An 18,903-nucleotide genomic window follows, 5' to 3' on the forward strand; every position below is an offset into this window, starting at 1 on the left:
GAGGATATGAATAGATATATGAAGACCATGAATAAATCTCAAATCAACGTACAATCCGGCGAGCTGTGCTTTACGTTCTGGGAAAGCGGTGATTTGTTCAAGGCCGTAAGTGGAACAACGATGATTAATCAGTGGATGGCTAGTCCGGTGGACGGCTCCATGAACAATCTATACTTGCGGTTTCACAGTGATTCCGGTATTCGTTTTGTGCCAATGCTTGGCATTCACTCCGACAGCCAGGTGAGCACCGACGGCAGTCGTATGGAATGGACAGGTACCGCCGAGGGCGTAGGCTATCAGGTTATATTTGCTCCAACAGCACAAGGTGTATGGTTCTGGGATGTAACCGTAAACGGGAATGGAGAAGAAATTGATGTAGTCTATGGCCAGGACGTCGGCAATGCGGATCCAGGTGCGGTACGCAGCAATGAGGCTTACTTGTCGCAGTATATTGACCATGCCGTATTTGAGGATGGGAAGCTGGGATATATCGTAACCTCACGGCAAAATCAGCCACAGGGCGGGGCTTTTCCTTATCTTCAACAGGGTTCATTAACCCGTGCAGCAGGTTACTCTACAGATGGATTTCAATTCTTTGGCTTGAGCTACAAGGAAACGAATGTCCCTGAAAGTCTGGGCAAGCCAACACTTGCGAATGAAGTGTACCAGTATGAATTTGCATACACAGCCCTGCAGTCCGAAAAAGTGGTGTTGAGTGGCGAAGCTCGTTTTGTGTTCTATGGACTTTTTCAGGCCAACCACGCTGAAGCAGTGAAGGAACTCGAATACCAGGATGTTGTCCAACAGGCTTGGGACGAGTATGAAGCGAAGCGTCAAGAGTCTGCAGGCACAGTACAGGCAGTATCCAACGTATTTCCAAAAGTAGCTCATCATCCGGCAGTGGGTGAACCCTTGCCTACTTTATCGATGACCGAAGAAGAAGTGAATTCCCGCTTCCCGGCTTCGAAGAGACATCAGGAAGAGCGCGCGGATGGCGAATTGCTGGCGTTCTTTACCGATACGTATGAGCATGTTGTGCTCAAGGAAAAGGAAATGCGTGTGGAACGTCCACATGGACATATCCTGATGAGTGGCAACAATGTGAAGTTGGGTCAGAACGTAATTACTACGTCTTCCTATATGTATGGTATTTTCAATTCCCATGTGGTTGTGGGGAATACGAATTTCAATAAAATGATGAGCAATGCACGTAGTGCACTCAACATACCCAAATCATCCGGTCAGCGGATCTACGTTGAGATGGAGGGAATCTTCCACCTGCTCACGATGCCTTCCTTGTTTGAGATGGGCTTCAACTATGTTCGCTGGTATTACAAAACAGCTGAGGATACGCTGATCATCACGAATTATACAACGCTGGATACGCCTGAAGTACATCTTCATGTGAAGTCGGAAAAAGGAATAGCCTATCGATACCTGGTTACCAATCAGATTACGATGAATGTGAATGAATATGAACTGCCTGTTCATGTTACCGAGCAGAATGGTGAACTGAGCTTCAAGGCAGATCACAGCTCCCTCAGTGCCGAAGTGTATCCGAATCTGGAGTACCGTATGCGGGTCAGCGGAGCAGGAGTGAAGGTTGGCGATGAGACTGAACTGGCTAGTGGAGTCAACGCAGGCGACGCATCGCTGACCACTTTACGGCTGGACAGCAGTGCTGAATGGACATTGACCATTCAAGGTCTGTTGGAAGGTGGACAGACTGCATCATCGACACGCAGCTTCGAAGAGGAAGTGACTGCTTATCGTACCTTCTATGCACAGGTGATGAATGGGTTCCATTTATCGCAGCCTCAGAAGCAAGGAGCAGACGAGCTGTTCAAAGTGAATGCTCTTGCATGGTGGTACACCCATAATATGCTGGTGCATTACTCCGTTCCTCACGGATTGGAGCAATATGGCGGTGCAGCTTGGGGAACGCGTGATGTCTGCCAGGGTCCGGTCGAATACTTTATGGCTACTCAAAAGTATGAGCAGGTTCGCGACATTCTGAAGACCGTTTACTCGCATCAGTATGAGGATGACGGCAACTGGCCGCAATGGTTTATGTTCGATCGTTATTTCAAGGTTCAACAGGAAGAAAGCCATGGTGACATTATTGTGTGGCCTCTTAAAGTGCTAAGTGATTATCTGATTGCTACCAAGGATTATTCGATTCTGAGTGAAGAAGTGCCTTATACCGTCAAACATGGTTTTGACTTTACTGGTCAGACAGCCAGCGTGCTGGAGCATGCCCAGAAAGAACTGGAGTATATTCGCAGTCATTTCCTGCATGATACATTCCTCTCTTCATATGGTGACGGGGACTGGGACGATACATTACAGCCTGCCAATGCTCAATTGAAGCAATATATGGTCAGCAGCTGGACTGTGGCGCTCACCTATCAAACGTTGAAGCAGCTATCCAGAGCGATTGCGCCTGTGAAACCGGAGCTTTCTTCCGAGTTAAGCGATATGGCAGCGGGTGTGAAAAGGGACTTCAGCAAGTACATGCTGGATACCGATGTGATTCCAGGCTTTGTATATATGGAAGATCCGGCACAAGCGAAGCGCATGCTGCATCCAGATGACAGCGAGACAGGTATTCAGTACCGTTTGCTGCCAATGACACGCAGCATGATTGCCGAGTTGCTGGAGCCTGAACAAGCTCAATCCCATTATGAACTGATCAAGGAAAAGCTGTACTGCCCGGATGGTGTCCGATTGATGAATCGTCCAGCACAGTATGATGGCGGCGTCAGCACGCATTTCAAACGTGCGGAGCAGGCATCCAACTTTGGACGTGAAGTGGGCTTGCAATATGTTCATGCTCACATCCGCTATATTGAAGCCATGGCGAAGCTGGGCAACCCGGATGAGGTCTGGAATGGCCTCGGCATTATCAATCCAGTGGGTATTCAGGAAGCTGTTCCGAACGCAGATTTGCGTCAAAGTAATGCCTATTTCAGCAGCTCTGACGGAAAATTCAACAACCGTTATGCAGCGCAGGAAAAATTCGATAAGCTTCGCACCGGAGATGTGCAGGTGAAGGGCGGCTGGAGAATTTACTCCAGTGGACCGGGAATCTACATGAATCAGCTCATTTCGAACGCCTTGGGTATTCGTCAGGAGGAAGAAGATCTGGTTCTGGACCCTGTGCTGCCAGTCAGCTTGGATGGCTTGCATTTTGATTTCCAATTTGCTGGCCAAAAAGTAACCTTCGTTTATCATCTCAGCGGTGAGGCCGTACAACGTATTGTGCTGAATGGCAAGGAGATGGATGCGACAAGATTGCAACAACCTTATCGTCTTGGTGGACTGCGTATTTCGCGCACGGCTCTTGAACAGAGCCTGAGCGAGAATAACGTGATTGAGATTTACAGTTAATCGTGTAAACGGTAGTCCATTTTATCAAGTATAAATATCTAAGATGTCAGGTCCTTCGATTTCGAAGGGCCTGATGAACATCACAGGGGAGCGAAGAATGTGGTCAGTATCAAGGATATCGCCAAACAGGCGGGAGTTTCGATCTCTACCGTGTCATATGCTCTGAACGGCAGCAACAAAGTGACAGATGAGACCCGTTCCAAAATTTTGGCTATCGCCAAAGAGCTGAACTATGTTCCCAATGCTGCTGCCAGAACATTGAAGAAGAGAGAATCCAAAATTCTGGGTGTATTTCTGACGGATTTTAGCGGGGATGTATATGGAGACTTGCTTAGTGGCATGAAGTCTGTATGCAACGCGCAAGGGTACGACCTGATTGTGTGCAGCGGGAAACAATCTCATCGAATGCTTCCGGAGCGAATGATTGATGGTGCTGTCATTCTGGATCATACATTTGCGAGCAAGGAACTCTTGCAATATGCAGACAGAGGACACAAGATTGTTGTGCTTGACCGGGAACTGGATCACCCCAATATTAATCAGGTTCTGCTGGATAACAAGGCAGGAGCAACCCTTGCAATGGAGCATTTGATCGAACAGGGGCACACGAAGATCTATGTCGTGACAGGTCCGGAAGGCTCATTTGATTCGGCTCAGCGGTTGAAGGCTGTGAGGCAAGTATCGGAGCGGGCAGCGAATGTGGAATGGATTGAGATCACCGGAGATTTCGAAAAGAGTGGCGGAGAACGGGCAGCTGAACGTATTATTCAGGAATATACCCAACCGGTTGGGGTGTTTTGCCTCAATGACGAGATGGCGATTGGGATGTGTGACCGGCTCGCTGATAGCGAGTTAAACATTGGTCAGGAGATTGATATTATCGGATTCGACAATATTGAACTTAGCAAATATGTGCAGCCAAGATTGGTCACGATTGATTATTCCAAACGAAAATGGGGCGCACTCGCAGCCGAACAATTAATCAAGATTATTGCCGGAGAGCCTGTCGATCATGAACGCATCTACGTGACACTGGTAGAGGGCGGGTCGGTAAACAGTCAGGTTCAGTCAGAGTATAGTGCGCAAGCCCAGGGTGAAAAGGCGGTTAACTATTGACGACACTGCCCCTTCTTCATCCATGGATGTTGTGTCAAACGACGACTGTACAGCAAGAGACAAGGCTTAGAAGAATTGAAGCATTCTTTTAAGCCTTGTCTCTTGTTTAGCTTGTTTATTTGACCAATTATAAAATGAAAAAACCTCTCACCAGGAGAGGCTTGGCCCTTAAAGGCCCTTGGTTTTGTCATTGTTGTAGGATGAAGTGAGAATGCCTGTAAGGAAGAGAGCCAATACAATTGCAATAATCCAAAATGTCAGTGAAAATGACATACCATAGCACCTCCTGCACAATCTTTACTTCTATTATAACCATTATAAGAAGAAAAGGAATGCTTCTCTCCATCATTTGTAAAATAAAAAATGAGTAGGAACTGGTCGGAGGCTCCCGTCTGAAGGGTTATTCACAACCCGGTTGTTCACGATGAGTGAGGACGATCCGCCGCCATCCAGATTATAGGCGTCCACTACGCCAAGCTTGTACAACCTTCCTTGTAGCTCTTCCAGGGTGGCTCCGGAGCTGCCCCCTTCGTTATACCCGTCAACAACGATAATCAACAATTGATCGTCCTTGTAGTTGCCGATCACGGTACGTGGAGCCCGCTTGGGTGAGACTTTCCATTTGGCCGGAATGACCGCTTTTTGTCCATTCTGCAAGAGCACAGGCACAAATGTAGCTCCAAATTGTGGTTGTAAGCGATCCAGGGAACTTTTGTCGAAAAATTTTCCGCCTACCAGCTTACCGGTATGATCAAGACCTACAAAAAATAGATCCTTAAAGCTGGCCTGAAAACCATTCACATATTTGCCGTCCATAACGGTTGTACTCAATGGATACCGTTTGCCGCCGCTGTCGGCGAATCCTCCTGCGTTAATTCCGGCAATGGCACCGCTGCGCTTAACCGCCTGCATGGTTGTCTCAGATCGGCCTAGCTCGCTGTCCAGAGCCATCTTCATGGCCGTGGGATCTTTTAGCTTGATTTTCATCGCATAGCCCTTGTAGGTGCCTGGGTTAACCCTATAGAGTTCGAGCGTAAGTCGATCACTGTCTATCCGCTCAAACGGAACGCCCAGCTTGGATGTGATTCGTTGATTATAGATCGTTTCCGGGCGAGCGGCTTGAACCGTAGCCTTCTGCACAAGCGTCGTCATCGTGCTCGTTGTCTGCTTGTACAGCTGTGTTGTTCTTTTAATAGAAGAAGAAGTCTGAACAGCAGCTTCTTTTGCCCCTGCAAGCTCCTGGCTTATTGCCTGGGTCTGGGGTGTAATGGTCTCTTCAGCCAGACCGGAATCAATGAAATCTCCGGGTTCAAGCGGAGGACGAATCAGCAGCATGCATAACATCAATCCAACAAAAGGAGCAAGTGCAAGCATAAATAAACGATTAACCTTTTTTACAGGTGTAATCATTTGAGCAGGTCCATCTTTTTCTGGAGTGTCTCCAGTTGTTTTTTGACTTCGCTCAGCTGGGTATACAATTTGTTGCTGTTGTCGGTTTTATCGTTTGCATTATCCTTGGTGAAAGTCAGCAATTCATTAAAGGACTGCACCTGGCCCTGAAGGTCGGCTACTTCCTTGGATATCGTTGTTAGCTGCTTTTCGTAGTCGGCTTTGAGCGCTGCAATCTGCTGTTGATTATGGGTCTGAAGCTGATTAATCATCTGCTGCTGGAGGTGGTTACTATAATAGTAGGTTCCGAGTACTCCAAGTGCAATGAGAACAATCCACATGACCAGAAACAGCTTGACTGAAGATCCGGCCTTACCTTTGGCGCTCCGGGTGTGATGGATGTCAGAAGGTTGGACAGAAGGTTTCATATCATCACTCCTGGTTATTTATAGGTACAAAAAATTTTCCAGTCCTCATTCTATCACGCCCCTATTGATTACGCAAAAATGAAATTCTTTGAGTAATAGGATAAAAAGAGATTGCATCGGAAGGAAGTCCTAGGATACAATTTCTTATAGATGCAATAAGTAGGAACTTTGGGCAAGTTTTTCGACTTTTTTAGATAGAAATGCAGGAAATTTATACTATATTTTGATCTTTCTTCACTTGGGAAGACAAAAGTCCTGATGTGACGACAGCAAAATACAGTAGTAATAGAGCTGTTCTTACAGCTGCATCAAGTGTTTTTTCTATTTTTCGACATTATCCGACTTTTACTTCTTCTATACACGGACTGTCGCAAGGGTAGAGGCATCATCATGGCTGATGGTGGAAAAGGAATTTGTCCAATACATAACAGGGGGAACAACAATGAAAAAAGTATGGCAGGTGGTCATCGTAGATATCCACCCCACCAGCATGCTGGGTACGAAATTGATTTTGGAAGAACAGCAGGATCTGTTGGTACGGGGGATGACTTCGACTGGGTCCGAAGGTCTTGAACTGGTGAACATTCACCAGCCCGATCTGATTTTGATGGATTATCGGCTTCCTGAGGGCCAGGCGGATCAGTATATATCCCAAATGAAAAATCTGTCGGCTCATAGTCACATCATTATTCTAACGGACGAGGACAATGTAAAATTATTTCGTCATCTAATCAGTCTTGGTGCAAGTGGCATGCTGTCCAAACAGGCTTCCCCTAGCCAGCTGATTCATTTGATATCCGGGCTGCGTGAGGGATGTGTATCCATTCCTCTATCCTGGTTAGCCAGTTCGGAATGGGCTCAGCCCGTCGAATCTCCGGCAGAAGAACTTATTGTTGAATTAACAGAAACCGAAACTTTTATCATGGAAAGAATTGTTCAGGGCGTAACCTATGATAAAATAGCCAGTGAGATTAACGTTAGCAGACGTTCGATTGATAATTACCTGCGTAAAATATACGTCAAGCTGGATGTAAGCAGCAGGGCACAGGCGATTGAACGTTACGCTTTATATGCGAGGCAGACCAAAACCGTTTCCTGACGAGCATGGTTCCATAAATCCCTATGTACGATGACTTGTCATGTGTCCGGTCTGGTCATATTCAGTGTTCAACAGGAATAGGTTTTAGGGGCTACGGACTGCGAGCACAGTTCGGATTAGGGATGAAAGGGGAACGGACCGATGAAATATTTCTTCGCCTCCCGTACAAACAGGCTTTTGACATCACCGCTGAGGGACATTCGTGAGATGTCTGGCCGGGATTATTTCATTTCACTGGCAGAAGAACTGCCTGCGGAGGAGCTGTTTCCATTCAAACTGCTGGAAGAAGCAGCGGTGTCTGTATTTAGTTCCGGACCCTCCGCATTGCAGTATGGCGAGCCGGCAGGGTACAGACCGTTGAGAGAATGGTTGGACAACGATTGGAATGCTCGCAAGGGCATACGTACAGTCCCGGAGCAGATTCTATTGACCACAGGGACCCAGCAGGCCATCGATCTTGTGATGCGTTTGCTGCTTGAGCCTGGAGATTCCGTACTGGTCGAGCATCCTACCTCTCCAGGCTGTCTCGAGGTTCTGGAGATGCAAGGCGCCAAAATCGTACCCGTCACAGGCGATGGGGATGGCATTTTGCCCGACCTTTTGGAGCATCACATGCAGCAGGTTAGACCGAAGCTGCTTTTTGCTGCACCCAGTTTTTCCAATCCAACCGGCGTGTTGTGGAGTATGGAACGGCGTGAGGCTGTGCTTGATTTGTGTTCACGCTACGGAGTGCTGCTCGTGGAGGATGACTCCTATGGCGAACTTCATTTCGATGGACTGGAGCCGGGGGACTTCTACAGGAAGTATCCTTCCCTCTTTGCGCTGGATACAGCGGATCAGGGTGGACATGTTCTCTACATTGGTTCGTTTAGCAAAACGGTAGCACCTGCCCTGCGCACAGGTTGGGCTGCCGGACATCCGGCCTTGATCCAGGCTATGGCTTCAGTGAAACGGATAGCAGATGGACAGTCCAGTCCCATGAATCAGCGATTGTTGTATCAACTGCTCGCGCATTCTCCTTTTAAGTGGAGTGATCACCTCTCCATGCTGAACAAGGAGTATAAGACCAGGCTCAAGCTTATGCTCGAATTATTGAAGCGTCCGGGTTGGAAAGGGAGCCAATACAGCATTCCTGAAGGAGGAATGTATCTGTGGGTACAGCTGCCGGATGGATTGGACAGCGGAGCTCTGCTCAAAGCAGCTCTGTTAAAAGGGGTGTCCTTTCTTCCAGGTTCCCTCTGTTCTACGGGTGAACAGGATCATCGGTACATTCGATTAAACTTCAGCCATCCCGGCCGGGATGAGTTGCTTCTTGGCATGAATCTGATCAGTGAGTCCATAACAGAGTTTACAGCCCGGAGCTAAACCGGATATAGAAAAGAAAGAATGTATAGTCAAATTCATGCCTGGAACATTGGACAGCAGAAGTTCCAGGCATTGGATTTGGAAGCAAATAGGTTACCCCCAAAGTAATTACGTTATTGCATCCACTAACATTTTTATATATAATATGTATTAATGAGTTGTTGTTTTCTTTATATAAGCTGCATTCATTGCAAGTTCAGGAGAAGCACTCATATATTTTAACTAACGGGGGAACGAACATGTCTAACATTTTATTTGTCAAAGCAAACGACCGTCCTGCAGATCAAGCAGTCAGCGTACAATTGTACGATGCATTTTTGAGCGCATACAAAGAATCCCACCCTGGTGACACTGTTACCGAACTGGATCTCTACAATACAGATATTCCTTACTACGGCAACACTGTAATTACAGGTGGATACAAAGCCGCTAACGGTATCGAAGCAACTGCAGAAGAGCAAAAAGCAGCAGCACTTGCGGCACAATTGCAAGATCAATTCTTGGCAGCAGACAAAGTAGTATTTGCATTCCCACTGTGGAACTTCACTGTTCCAGCACCACTGGTGAACTACATTTCCTACCTGAGCCAAGCTGGCAAAATGTTCAAATACACTGCTGAAGGCCCTGTAGGTCTGGTAGGCGACAAAAAAGTGGCATTGTTGAACGCACGTGGCGGAGTTTACTCCGTAGAGCCTATGGCTTCCGCTGAAATGTCCGTGAAATATGTAACAAATGTACTGAACTTCTGGGGTATCCAAAACCCTGAACTGGTTATCGTTGAAGGCCACAATGCTTCACCTGACCGTTCCCAAGAGATCGTAGCAGCAGGTCTGAAATTGGCTTCCGAAGTAGCAGCAAGCTTCTAATAGCCAATATATAGAAACACGAAAAAGCCCATCATTTCCAATGGAGATGATGGGCTTTTCTACATGTGCATCTGCATTTGACATAAAGTTAAGCTGTCTGCTGCCTTAGTCATCCTTTGCATGAATCAGGTAGGGCTCCGCTACTTCCGCAATATGCTCCAGTTCAATATCTTTATCTTGAATGAGGGAAAAATCCATTTCTAGTTCATTTATACTCCGTTCAATCATATCATTATCCTCAAGCATGTGAGCATGCTCAGTCAGTGCCTGCACGCCCTTAACCGTCAGCACATATCGTCCACGGGATAACCGCTCGAACCAGCCATAATAATTTTTTTGTAAAATGGCCGCAGCAGAACCCACACTTGTCTGTTTACTGATGGAGGCGGGGGAGGCTTCTCCCTGAGCACGAAGGGCGGAAGCTACGCGTAATGCTTTTTCCCTGTAAGCGGTGACCAGCTGCCTGCGTGTGCTTCCTCCCGTATTGTAGTCACCACTGCGCTCGTCAAATTCCTTCAGCAATCGTTGCCGCCGGATACCGCCCTTACGTACACCGGTGCTGTTACCAGGCATATGAACTTGGGCAGCAGGTTCGCACAGTACATCAATCAGAGGTGATTTGGTTTTGTAGAACGTGACGGTGATAAGCCCCAGTCCAAGCTGTCTGCATAGGGTGGTCAATTCGCCCCAGCGCTGATTCACCGCACCACGCTTGCTGCGATTCCGCTCAACAGCCAGATACACGAAGGGGCTAAGCTTCAGGCGCTGCATTCCCTGCAGCAGCAGAGACAGATTAAATGTTTTTTTCATCTCCACAATGAGTGGTTCATTCTGATCCGATCTGACCCCAACCAGGTCACAATTTTTGACTTCAGCTTTCACGTCGTAGCCGCGTCGTTCGAAAAAAGCCTTTACAGGCGAATATAACTCGGTTTCATACTTTACTGCCATCGTTTCTGCTCCTTCCCTGAAGTGGCTCGTCTCTGGCCATCTATTGTTCCGTTTTCTGAATTTAGAACCTTCATTATATCATATCCGTTCTTTTTTTTCTGAGCGCACAAGATGTCTGATAGAACAGGGAAGGCCTCAAATTAAGACCTACGGATTGAAAAAAAGAGGTCAACTTATCCGATTTGCCGCATAGGTATGTAATACACTTTTCACAACAATACATGATGTTTGGACAGAGGGTGGCGGGACTAATCCGGACCGCAAGATTGGTATTCAAGCACAAGCCGTAATTCTATTGATTTCTTCATACCATTCGGAATGGTTGACAATCACACTAAAGGAGCCATGGGAGGTACCAAGCATGAATATTTTTGAACGCGTTGCGGAACATCGGGCAGAAAGTGACCGTTTATCATGGAACGGGACATTTGAAGATTATATTGCACTGCTGAGAGAGGACCCGACTCCGGCAATGACGGCTCACGCACGAGTGTACCAGATGATTGAATCATTTGGCGTGGAAGAAGTTGGGGGGCACAAACGGTACAAGTTTTTTGAACAGGAGATTTTTGGGCTGGATCGGTCCATTGAAAAGCTGGTGGAAGAATATTTCCACTCGGCAGCGCGCCGTCTGGATGTTCGTAAACGGATTCTGCTGCTTATGGGTCCGGTCAGTGGAGGTAAATCCACACTGGTAACGCTGCTGAAACGTGGCCTTGAGCAATTTTCCCGTACAGAGAAGGGTGCTGTATACGCCATTGAAGGATGCCCAATGCATGAGGAGCCCCTGCATCTGATTCCGCTGGAGCTTCGTCCCGAAGTGGAAAAGGAGATCGGTGTCCGCATTGAGGGCAATCTTTGCCCATCCTGCCAGATGCGTCTTCGGACCGAATATGGCGGTGATATCAGCAAGGTGAGGGTAGAACGGGTCATTATTTCCGAGGATAACCGGGTGGGAATCGGAACATTCAGCCCATCTGATCCGAAATCCCAGGATATTGCCGATCTGACGGGAAGTATCGACTTCTCAACCATAACCGAATTCGGCTCCGAATCCGATCCGCGCGCCTATCGTTTTGACGGCGAATTGAACAAGGCCAACCGTGGATTGATGGAATTTCAGGAGATGCTGAAATGTGATGAGAAGTTTCTGTGGAACCTGTTATCGCTGACGCAGGAAGGTAATTTTAAAGCAGGCCGATTTGCCTTGATCAGTGCGGATGAAATGATTGTGGCGCATACGAATGAATCCGAGTACAAATCATTTATTTCCAACAAAAAGAATGAAGCCTTGCAATCCCGGATGATCGTCATGCCGATTCCCTACAACCTGAAGGTCTCCGAGGAAGAGAAGATTTACGGCAAGCTCATTCAGCAAAGTGATATGAAGCATGTCCATATTGCACCGCATGCCTTGCGGACTGCAGCCATTTTCTCCATACTTACCCGCTTGAAAGAAACGAAGAAACAAGGCATGGATCTGGTCAAAAAAATGCGGATGTATGACGGTGAAGAAGTTGAAGGGTACAAAGAAGCCGATCTGCGTGAGATGCAAAATGAATATTTGGATGAAGGCATGTCGGGCATTGATCCGCGTTATGTCATCAACCGGATATCCAGTGCTTTGATTAAGCAAAACCTTCAGTGCATTAACGCGTTGGATATTCTCCGGGCGATCAAGGATGGTTTGGATCAACATGCTTCGATTTCAAAAGAGGAACGCGAGCGTTATCTGAATTTTATTGCGTTGGCTCGGAAAGAGTATGATGAGCTGGCGAAGAAGGAAGTGCAGAAAGCATTTGTCTACTCGTTTGAAGAGTCGGCCAGAACACTTTTCGAAAATTACCTCGATAATATCGAGGCATTCTGCAACTGGTCCAAAATTCGTGATCCATTGACGGATGAGGAGATGGACCCGGATGAGCGCTTGATGCGTTCAATTGAGGAGCAGATCGGTATTTCCGAGAATGCCAAAAAGGCGTTCAGGGAAGAGATATTGATCCGCATCTCGGCTTATTCCCGCAAGGAACGGAAGTTCGAATACAGCAGTCATGATCGTTTGCGTGAAGCGATTGAAAAGAAATTGTTCGCTGACTTGAAGGATATTGTGAAGATTACTACTTCAACCAAGACACCAGATGCAACGCAGCTAAAACGAATGAACGAAGTAATTAAACGGTTGATCGAAGAACATGGCTATACCGCAGCCAGCGCGAATGAACTGCTCCGTTATGTGGGCAGTCTATTGAATCGCTAATCTGCAACGAACCATTCCGGATCAGGCTCCTGACGCCTGCTGTGAGGCTCCTTCACAGCAGGGTCAGGGGCCTTTTTATATCGTTAGATGCATATTAAGGACTAATAAACTGACAAAGAAGGTCAATTTCATGACAAATTAGTTCTAATGGTATATGTAAAATTAGGTCATTTAGTCTATAATCGGTAAACAGATATTTACAATTTATTATTTTTTGTGGTTATTAAGGAGCTGACAGAACTAGGTATGAGTATGGCTATAGCAAGACAACAACAACTTGATTATATTGGATTGACCGCCGGAGATCTGCAATTGCTTGCTGATCATCGACCTGCTTTTGAGAAAGTCGTTGACGAGGTGGTGGACCACTTCTACAATCATGTGGGAAATTATCCGAATTTGGTCGATCTGATTGCCCGCTTCTCCTCCATCGACCGTTTGAAGGAAACGCAAAAGCAATACTGGTTATCCATGACCGATGGTGTAGTTGATGATGCATACATTGAACAGCGCATTGCGATTGGACTCGTCCATTCCCGTATTGGTTTGTCCGAAGATTATTATCTGGGTACATATATGGTTTACCTCGATATTGCCACAAGCATATTTCAGCAAGTCATTCCTGAACATTGGCATCTGGTCATCCAGGCCCTTAGTAAAATGTTCAATCTCGATTCACAGCTTGTATTGGAGGCTTACGAGAAGAAGGAAAAGGAAAAATTAAATCAACTCGCTGAAGATCAGCAGCATACGCTGCTGGCGATCACGCAGATTACCCAGCAGTTGACGGGCATGATTAGTGAATTGAATGAAAATGCTCAGGCGATCTCGGATGTGGCCAGGGAAACGGCTGCCTCTCAGGATCAGGCAAATGGATTATTGGAAGAGCTGACGAAGGAAATTCATCAGATTGGCAAAATGGGAGAGATCATTCGTGAAATCTCGGATCAGAGTCATCTCGTAGGCCTGAATGCCGCCATTGAAGCTGCTCATGCAGGAGAATTTGGCCGGGGATTTGAGGTGGTTGCCAGTGAGGTACGCAAGCTTGCGGCTAGTTCCCGTGAGGCCCAAGGGAAAATCCAGTCGAATCTGGCACAGATCATGAAGAAGCTGGGCAGTGTTCAACAGGAGTCGGAGCACACGGCTTCGGGAGCAAGGCGTCAGGCCTCCCGTTCAGAAGAGCTTGCGGTTTTTGCTACCACTATGGAGAAACTGGCACTTGATCTAAGGAAATTGGATCATCAGGAATAGGCGGTAATACCGGCTGGAACCTGCGATACCGTTTCTGGCTGTTTTAAGCTATAATGGGGAGACAAACCTGCCGATGTTATAGTGAATGCAGCCGGAGACAGGGGATTTGAAAGAGGTTGAGGTGATCAGGTGGCTTCTATCCATGATGTAGCCAAAGAGGCGGGCGTATCTGTTGCAACCGTTTCCAAAGTGCTGAACGATTATCCCGATGTAAGTGACAAAACTCGCAAAAAAGTCAATATAGCCATCGAACTATTAAAATATCAACCGAATGTTGTTGCACGTGGACTTGTAAAACGCCGTTCCTGGACGGTAGGTGTATTGTTGACGGTGCCTTTTACCAATCCGTTTGTATCGGAACTGCTTGAAGGAATCAAAACAGCACTGGAGAACAGCGGATACGATCTTGTTCGCTTATCTACACGTTTTGATGATCCAACATACTCCTTTATTAAACATTGCCGCAGCCGAAATGTGGATGGCGTTGTTGTATTCGGGGAAGGAAGAGAGAACAAGAGTATTCAGGAATTGGTTACTGCGGAGATTCCGACGATGTTTATTGACACCGACTTGTTTGGCAAGCGGGCAGGATACATAACGACGGACAATGCCAATGCCATTGCCATGAGTGTGAAGCATTTGCATGAACTGGGGCACCAGAAAATTGCTTATATTTCAGGTACACTTGGGCCTGCTGTAGCGAATCTTCGACTGGATGGATATCGGGAAGGCTTGCGAGTCTGCGGCATTCCATATTCAACGGTTTATCTGGAGGTCTGTGACTATTCTTTCGATGGTGGCAGTAAGGCAGCTCGCCGGTTGCTTGCATTGAAGGACCAGCCTACGGGGATTGTCTGTGCTTCAGACATGTCTGCTTTTGGAGCAATCCACGAAATTGAGAAGCATGGTTTACGGGTGCCAGAAGATATATCTGTTGTCGGATTTGATAACACGTACTATGCGGAAGTGTTCAAACCGGGCTTGACCACGATTAATCAAAATATTCATTCCATTGGGATCAAGTCCATTGAATATCTGATCGCCATGATTGAGAATCCTGCATACACTCCTCCAGTCGTTACGGAGCCATCCAATCTGGTGATTCGCCAAACGACTGCACCTGTGCAAGCGTAAAGGTCTTCAAACCAGCACAGCCTATCGGTTGTGCTTTTTTGGTATGCTATTTCATTTTAAGAAATAACGGATATCAGAAGTTATTGTGAATAGCTGGCAGGAAAAGCTGTTGACTTTTTGCAGTACAGACCTTAACAATAAAGGCAGAATAATACAAAATTTTATGTAATCGCTTTCTTTTTTTTGCCGATGAATATATGGACACTGCAATTGTAATTCAATCGGAAGGGTGATGGGCATGCATCGTGTACTGCTGGTTGATGATGAAGTATACGCACGCAAAGGACTTCGAAAACTGATCCGCTGGGAAGCATGCGGCTTTGAAGTGGTTGGAGAGGCGAATGATGGGGATGAGGCTTGTACCCGGATCGAAGAGCTGCAGCCTGACGTTGTCATTACGGATATACGCATGCCGGAGACGGATGGACTGGAATTGATCCGGCGTACGGTTGAGCCTGATGGGCAGGTTCTGACCAAGGGCAAACAGCCGTATTTTATCATCGTGAGCGGATATAATGATTTTGCTTACGCCCAGCAGGCTGTGAGGTACGGAGTACAGGATTATATTTTGAAGCCAATTGATGAGATTGAACTGGAGGGTACTTTACACAAGCTGGCGGAGGAGTTGAATCGGCGCAAGCATGCTGAACAAACCCGACGTGAGCAGGAATACGTCAGATTACTTAATCAGTTTCTTTATGGCGAATCGGATTTGGAAACGGTTGAACAGTGGATTGAACTGACGGGTACCCGTGCTGACGATCCGCTGGCATATCTGCTGTTTGAGAATAACACGCCACATTTCCGGGTTTCGGATAATGCTCAAGAGGAGAGCGTGGAAGCCGGGAAGGGAGAAAATTTTGGCCGGATTGTGCAGTCTGTTCTTGAAAAGATGTATCCAAATCGCGCATATCTGCATGTAAAAGAGCACGGCGAACGTATCGGAGTTCTGTTAACTGCGGAACATCTACGTCCCTATTCAATGAATCTTCATGTGATTGCCGCACAAATGCAATCCTGCTTCGCCGAAACGAGCCATGACTTTGTAAGCATATATATCGGTAAGGTTTGTTATGAACCTTTACTCATTGGACATGCCTATCAGACCGCACTTAATGCTATTTCCTATAAATTTATTTCAGAGAAGAGCGGGATCGTCCTGTATGATGACATGCAGCATGAGCCTGTACAGTGGGTGCATACCGATCATGAAAAGGAGCAGGAGCTCCTGACACTTATGGAGGAACAACGTGTTAAGGCGTTGGAGCATGCAGTAGGTGAATGGTTCACCGACATGAGAACTGCCAATTACGCTCCTGTTGCAGTGACGTCGGCAATCCATCAACTCATCTCGGCTGTACTATCGATTCTGAAGTCGGCTGAGGCGAATGTGAAAGAGATACCGTCGTTCAAACCAATACTGGCTTGGCAAGCGGAGCGAGGAACATTGGCTGAGGCCAGGCAGCTGTTGACGGTGTTCATGCTGGATTCAGCGCGGAAGTTGGCAGAACAGCGTCAGTACAATCACAGGGGTGCCATGACAAAAATCAAAAATTATATTGAAGCCAACTACAGAAGCAATATCAGTTTGAGAAGTATTGCCTCCGAGTTTTACATGAATCCAGTCTATTTGGGGCAACGCTTCCGCAAGGTGTATGGTGTGTATTTTAACGACTTCCTGCTTCAGCTGCGGATGGAGGAAGCCAAGAAGCTGCTGCGTCAGACGGATATGCGAGTATATGAAATCGCCGAGAGGGTTGGGTTCGGAAGCAGTGATTATTTCGCAACTCAATTTGAGAAAACGGAATCATGCGCTCCTACAGAATATCGAAATCGCATCATGGATGAAGGATAGGGAGATGAAAGCGTGAAGCTCAACTTTTTTAATAATATTCGGCTACGGGATAAAATGCTGATTTTATACCTCTTCTTTGTACTTGTACCCGTTATTCTCACCAATGTTATTTTCTATCAGGTAACTATAGCGAACGTAAAATCCCAGCGAATGGCCGATCTCTCCAAAGGAATGGAACAGATTCGCAGTCAATTTATGGGGGAGATTCGCAATGCGGCCGATTTTTCCTCAAGCTTTTATACGGACAGTATATTAAATGACATGCTGGATGTGAATTACACCAATCCGGTTCAGTATATCGAAGCCTACGATTCTTATCTTCGCAAAATCCTGAATACCTACTACTCCGGCTACCGCTCCCTCCAAGGCTTGACGATATATGTGGATAACAAAAGTGTACTGCCTTCCGGGGGAGTTGAGTTTCTGACCGAGGAGGTTCGACAGTCCGAGCCATACAGGCTGCTGGCAAACAGTGAACATTCCGCCCCCCTTCTGATGAGATCCGGTCCTGAAGGGAACCGGCAGACGTTCAGCATTTTACGTAAACTCAACTATTATGAAGCTCTGCCCGGGTGGAAGGAAAAGTTTGTACGACTGGATCTGAAGCCGTCGACGATTCGCCAGATTTTCACCAATCTTAACGTACAGGGCAACCTCTATCTGATTAATCCGGCTGGACAAATAGACTACTCGACGGATTCGGGTATCCCATGGACCAGTCAACTCGTGAATTATAGTGAGGTCATGGAACAACAAAGTAAGAAAGAGTTCGAAATGGCTTATCCGTTGTCCGGTGAAATGGAGGGATGGAACATCAATGGGGTGTTCGATGAATCCGAGATTTACAAGGAATTGGGCAAACCCAGTCACCTCGTCGTTGTACTGGCCTGTATTAATCTGATTCTGCCGACCTGGATCATTATCTGGATGACACGCACAATCCACGTGAGGCTGGCACGAATACTGAAACACATGGAAAAAGTGAAGCATCAGCGATTTGAACCGATCAGACAGCCGGAATCATCGGACGAGATTGGGCAGCTGACAGCCGAATTCAATCGCATGACGATGACGATCCATCGTTTGATTAACGACGTCTATGTAGCAGACATTCAACATAAAAATTTGGAGTTACAGCGGCGGCATGCTCAATTAAATGCATTACAGAGCCAGATTAATCCGCATTTTTTGTTTAACGCGCTAGAGACCATCCGCATGCGAAGTCTCATGAAAGATGAAGATGAGACGGCACGAATTATTTATCATATGGCTAAAATTTTCCGAAATGCCCTAACCTGGAATCGGGATAAAGTCAGCATAAGGGAAGAATTGGAATATGTAACCTGCTTTCTTGAAATCCAGAAATATCGTTTCGGTCACAAGCTGAATTATACAATTGATCTGGACCCGGAGGCAGCGGATTGTTCCATTCCCAAGATGACATTGTTACCTTTTGTTGAAAATGCCAGCATTCATGGTATCGAACCACTGAAGGAAGGTGGGGAAATTCGGCTTTGTATTCGGCGAACCGGTACAGAACTGATCTGTGTGGTGGAGGATTCCGGGGTGGGTATGACAGAGGACAAAAGAAATCAGCTACTCTCTTACGTGGAAACGGAAGAATCAATGGGTGATCGCGTAGGTGTACAGAATGTCATCTATCGTCTGAAGCTGATCTACGATAGCCGGTTCCATATTCAGATCGATAGTGCAGCCAGGGCAGGCACACGTGTGGAAATTGGGTTACCCCTTGAAGATTCATCAAATGGCCAATGCATTATACATTCTAAGGCATAAACCTA

General features: G+C 46.7%; 13 protein-coding genes. 10 read left to right on the forward strand and 3 right to left on the reverse strand.

Annotated elements, in window-relative coordinates; all coding sequences use genetic code 11:
- The first annotated feature begins 18 nt into the window (after window positions 1-18).
- Both BMY78_RS05020 and BMY78_RS05025 read left to right on the forward strand, forming a co-directional pair.
- Entirely contained in the window at window positions 19-3,390 is a 3,372-nt protein-coding gene (locus BMY78_RS05020; protein WP_090895251.1) for a GH36-type glycosyl hydrolase domain-containing protein, read from the forward strand.
- A 99-nt stretch (window positions 3,391-3,489) separates the two neighbouring features.
- Window positions 3,490-4,506 carry a LacI family DNA-binding transcriptional regulator gene (locus BMY78_RS05025; RefSeq protein ID WP_090895253.1) on the forward strand — a complete coding sequence of 339 codons (1,017 nt, stop codon included), beginning with the start codon at window positions 3,490-3,492 and terminating at the stop codon, window positions 4,504-4,506.
- A gap of 345 nt (window positions 4,507-4,851) precedes the next feature.
- On the opposite strand, the gene BMY78_RS05030 is transcribed toward BMY78_RS05025, so the two are convergent.
- Window positions 4,852-5,916: a phosphodiester glycosidase family protein gene (locus BMY78_RS05030; protein WP_090895256.1), complete on the reverse strand. Its 1,065-nt coding sequence runs from the start codon at window positions 5,914-5,916 to the stop codon at window positions 4,852-4,854.
- Window positions 5,913-6,323, reverse strand: a complete 411-nt coding sequence (locus BMY78_RS05035) for a hypothetical protein (protein WP_063564256.1) — start codon at window positions 6,321-6,323, stop codon at window positions 5,913-5,915. Before BMY78_RS05035 ends, BMY78_RS05030 begins: the two co-directional genes overlap by 4 nt.
- Before the next feature lie 442 nt (window positions 6,324-6,765).
- Here BMY78_RS05035 and BMY78_RS05040 point away from each other — a divergent pair, with 442 nt between their 5' ends.
- The 3 genes from BMY78_RS05040 (at window position 6,766) to BMY78_RS05050 (ending at window position 9,653) form a co-directional block, all read left to right on the forward strand.
- A complete protein-coding gene (locus tag BMY78_RS05040) occupies window positions 6,766-7,422 on the forward strand; it encodes a response regulator transcription factor (protein ID WP_090895259.1) in 657 nt (218 codons plus the stop codon).
- A 141-nt stretch (window positions 7,423-7,563) separates the two neighbouring features.
- The gene (locus tag BMY78_RS05045; RefSeq protein WP_090895262.1) at window positions 7,564-8,787 is read left to right on the forward strand and encodes an aminotransferase-like domain-containing protein; all 1,224 of its coding nucleotides are present in this window, start codon (window positions 7,564-7,566) and stop codon (window positions 8,785-8,787) included.
- A gap of 239 nt (window positions 8,788-9,026) precedes the next feature.
- Entirely contained in the window at window positions 9,027-9,653 is a 627-nt protein-coding gene (locus BMY78_RS05050) for an FMN-dependent NADH-azoreductase (protein WP_063564259.1), read from the forward strand.
- Window positions 9,654-9,758: 105 nt separating this feature from the next.
- On the opposite strand, the gene BMY78_RS05055 is transcribed toward BMY78_RS05050, so the two are convergent.
- Window positions 9,759-10,604 carry a DUF2161 domain-containing phosphodiesterase gene (locus tag BMY78_RS05055; protein ID WP_090895265.1) on the reverse strand — a complete coding sequence of 282 codons (846 nt, stop codon included), beginning with the start codon at window positions 10,602-10,604 and terminating at the stop codon, window positions 9,759-9,761.
- 361 nt (window positions 10,605-10,965) lie between these two features.
- Between BMY78_RS05055 and BMY78_RS05060 the strand changes: the two genes are divergently transcribed.
- From BMY78_RS05060 to BMY78_RS05080, 5 genes are all read left to right on the forward strand, one after another.
- Window positions 10,966-12,861, forward strand: coding sequence for a PrkA family serine protein kinase (locus BMY78_RS05060; RefSeq protein ID WP_090895267.1), 1,896 nt, complete (start codon window positions 10,966-10,968; stop codon window positions 12,859-12,861).
- Window positions 12,862-13,107: 246 nt separating this feature from the next.
- Complete coding sequence (locus tag BMY78_RS05065; protein WP_090895269.1) at window positions 13,108-14,112, forward strand: globin-coupled sensor protein; 1,005 nt, start codon at window positions 13,108-13,110, stop codon at window positions 14,110-14,112.
- Window positions 14,113-14,241: 129 nt separating this feature from the next.
- Window positions 14,242-15,246, forward strand: coding sequence for a LacI family DNA-binding transcriptional regulator (locus BMY78_RS05070; RefSeq protein WP_090895271.1), 1,005 nt, complete (start codon window positions 14,242-14,244; stop codon window positions 15,244-15,246).
- A gap of 238 nt (window positions 15,247-15,484) precedes the next feature.
- Window positions 15,485-17,101 carry a response regulator gene (locus BMY78_RS05075; RefSeq protein WP_177185659.1) on the forward strand — a complete coding sequence of 539 codons (1,617 nt, stop codon included), beginning with the start codon at window positions 15,485-15,487 and terminating at the stop codon, window positions 17,099-17,101.
- Between the two features lie 12 nt (window positions 17,102-17,113).
- Window positions 17,114-18,898: a sensor histidine kinase gene (locus BMY78_RS05080; protein ID WP_371129118.1), complete on the forward strand. Its 1,785-nt coding sequence runs from the start codon at window positions 17,114-17,116 to the stop codon at window positions 18,896-18,898.
- Window positions 18,899-18,903: the final 5 nt, after the last annotated feature.

Origin of the sequence: Paenibacillus sp. OK076 (genome assembly GCF_900110055.1) — a bacterium.
Classification (GTDB): Bacteria; Bacillota; Bacilli; order Paenibacillales; family Paenibacillaceae; genus Paenibacillus.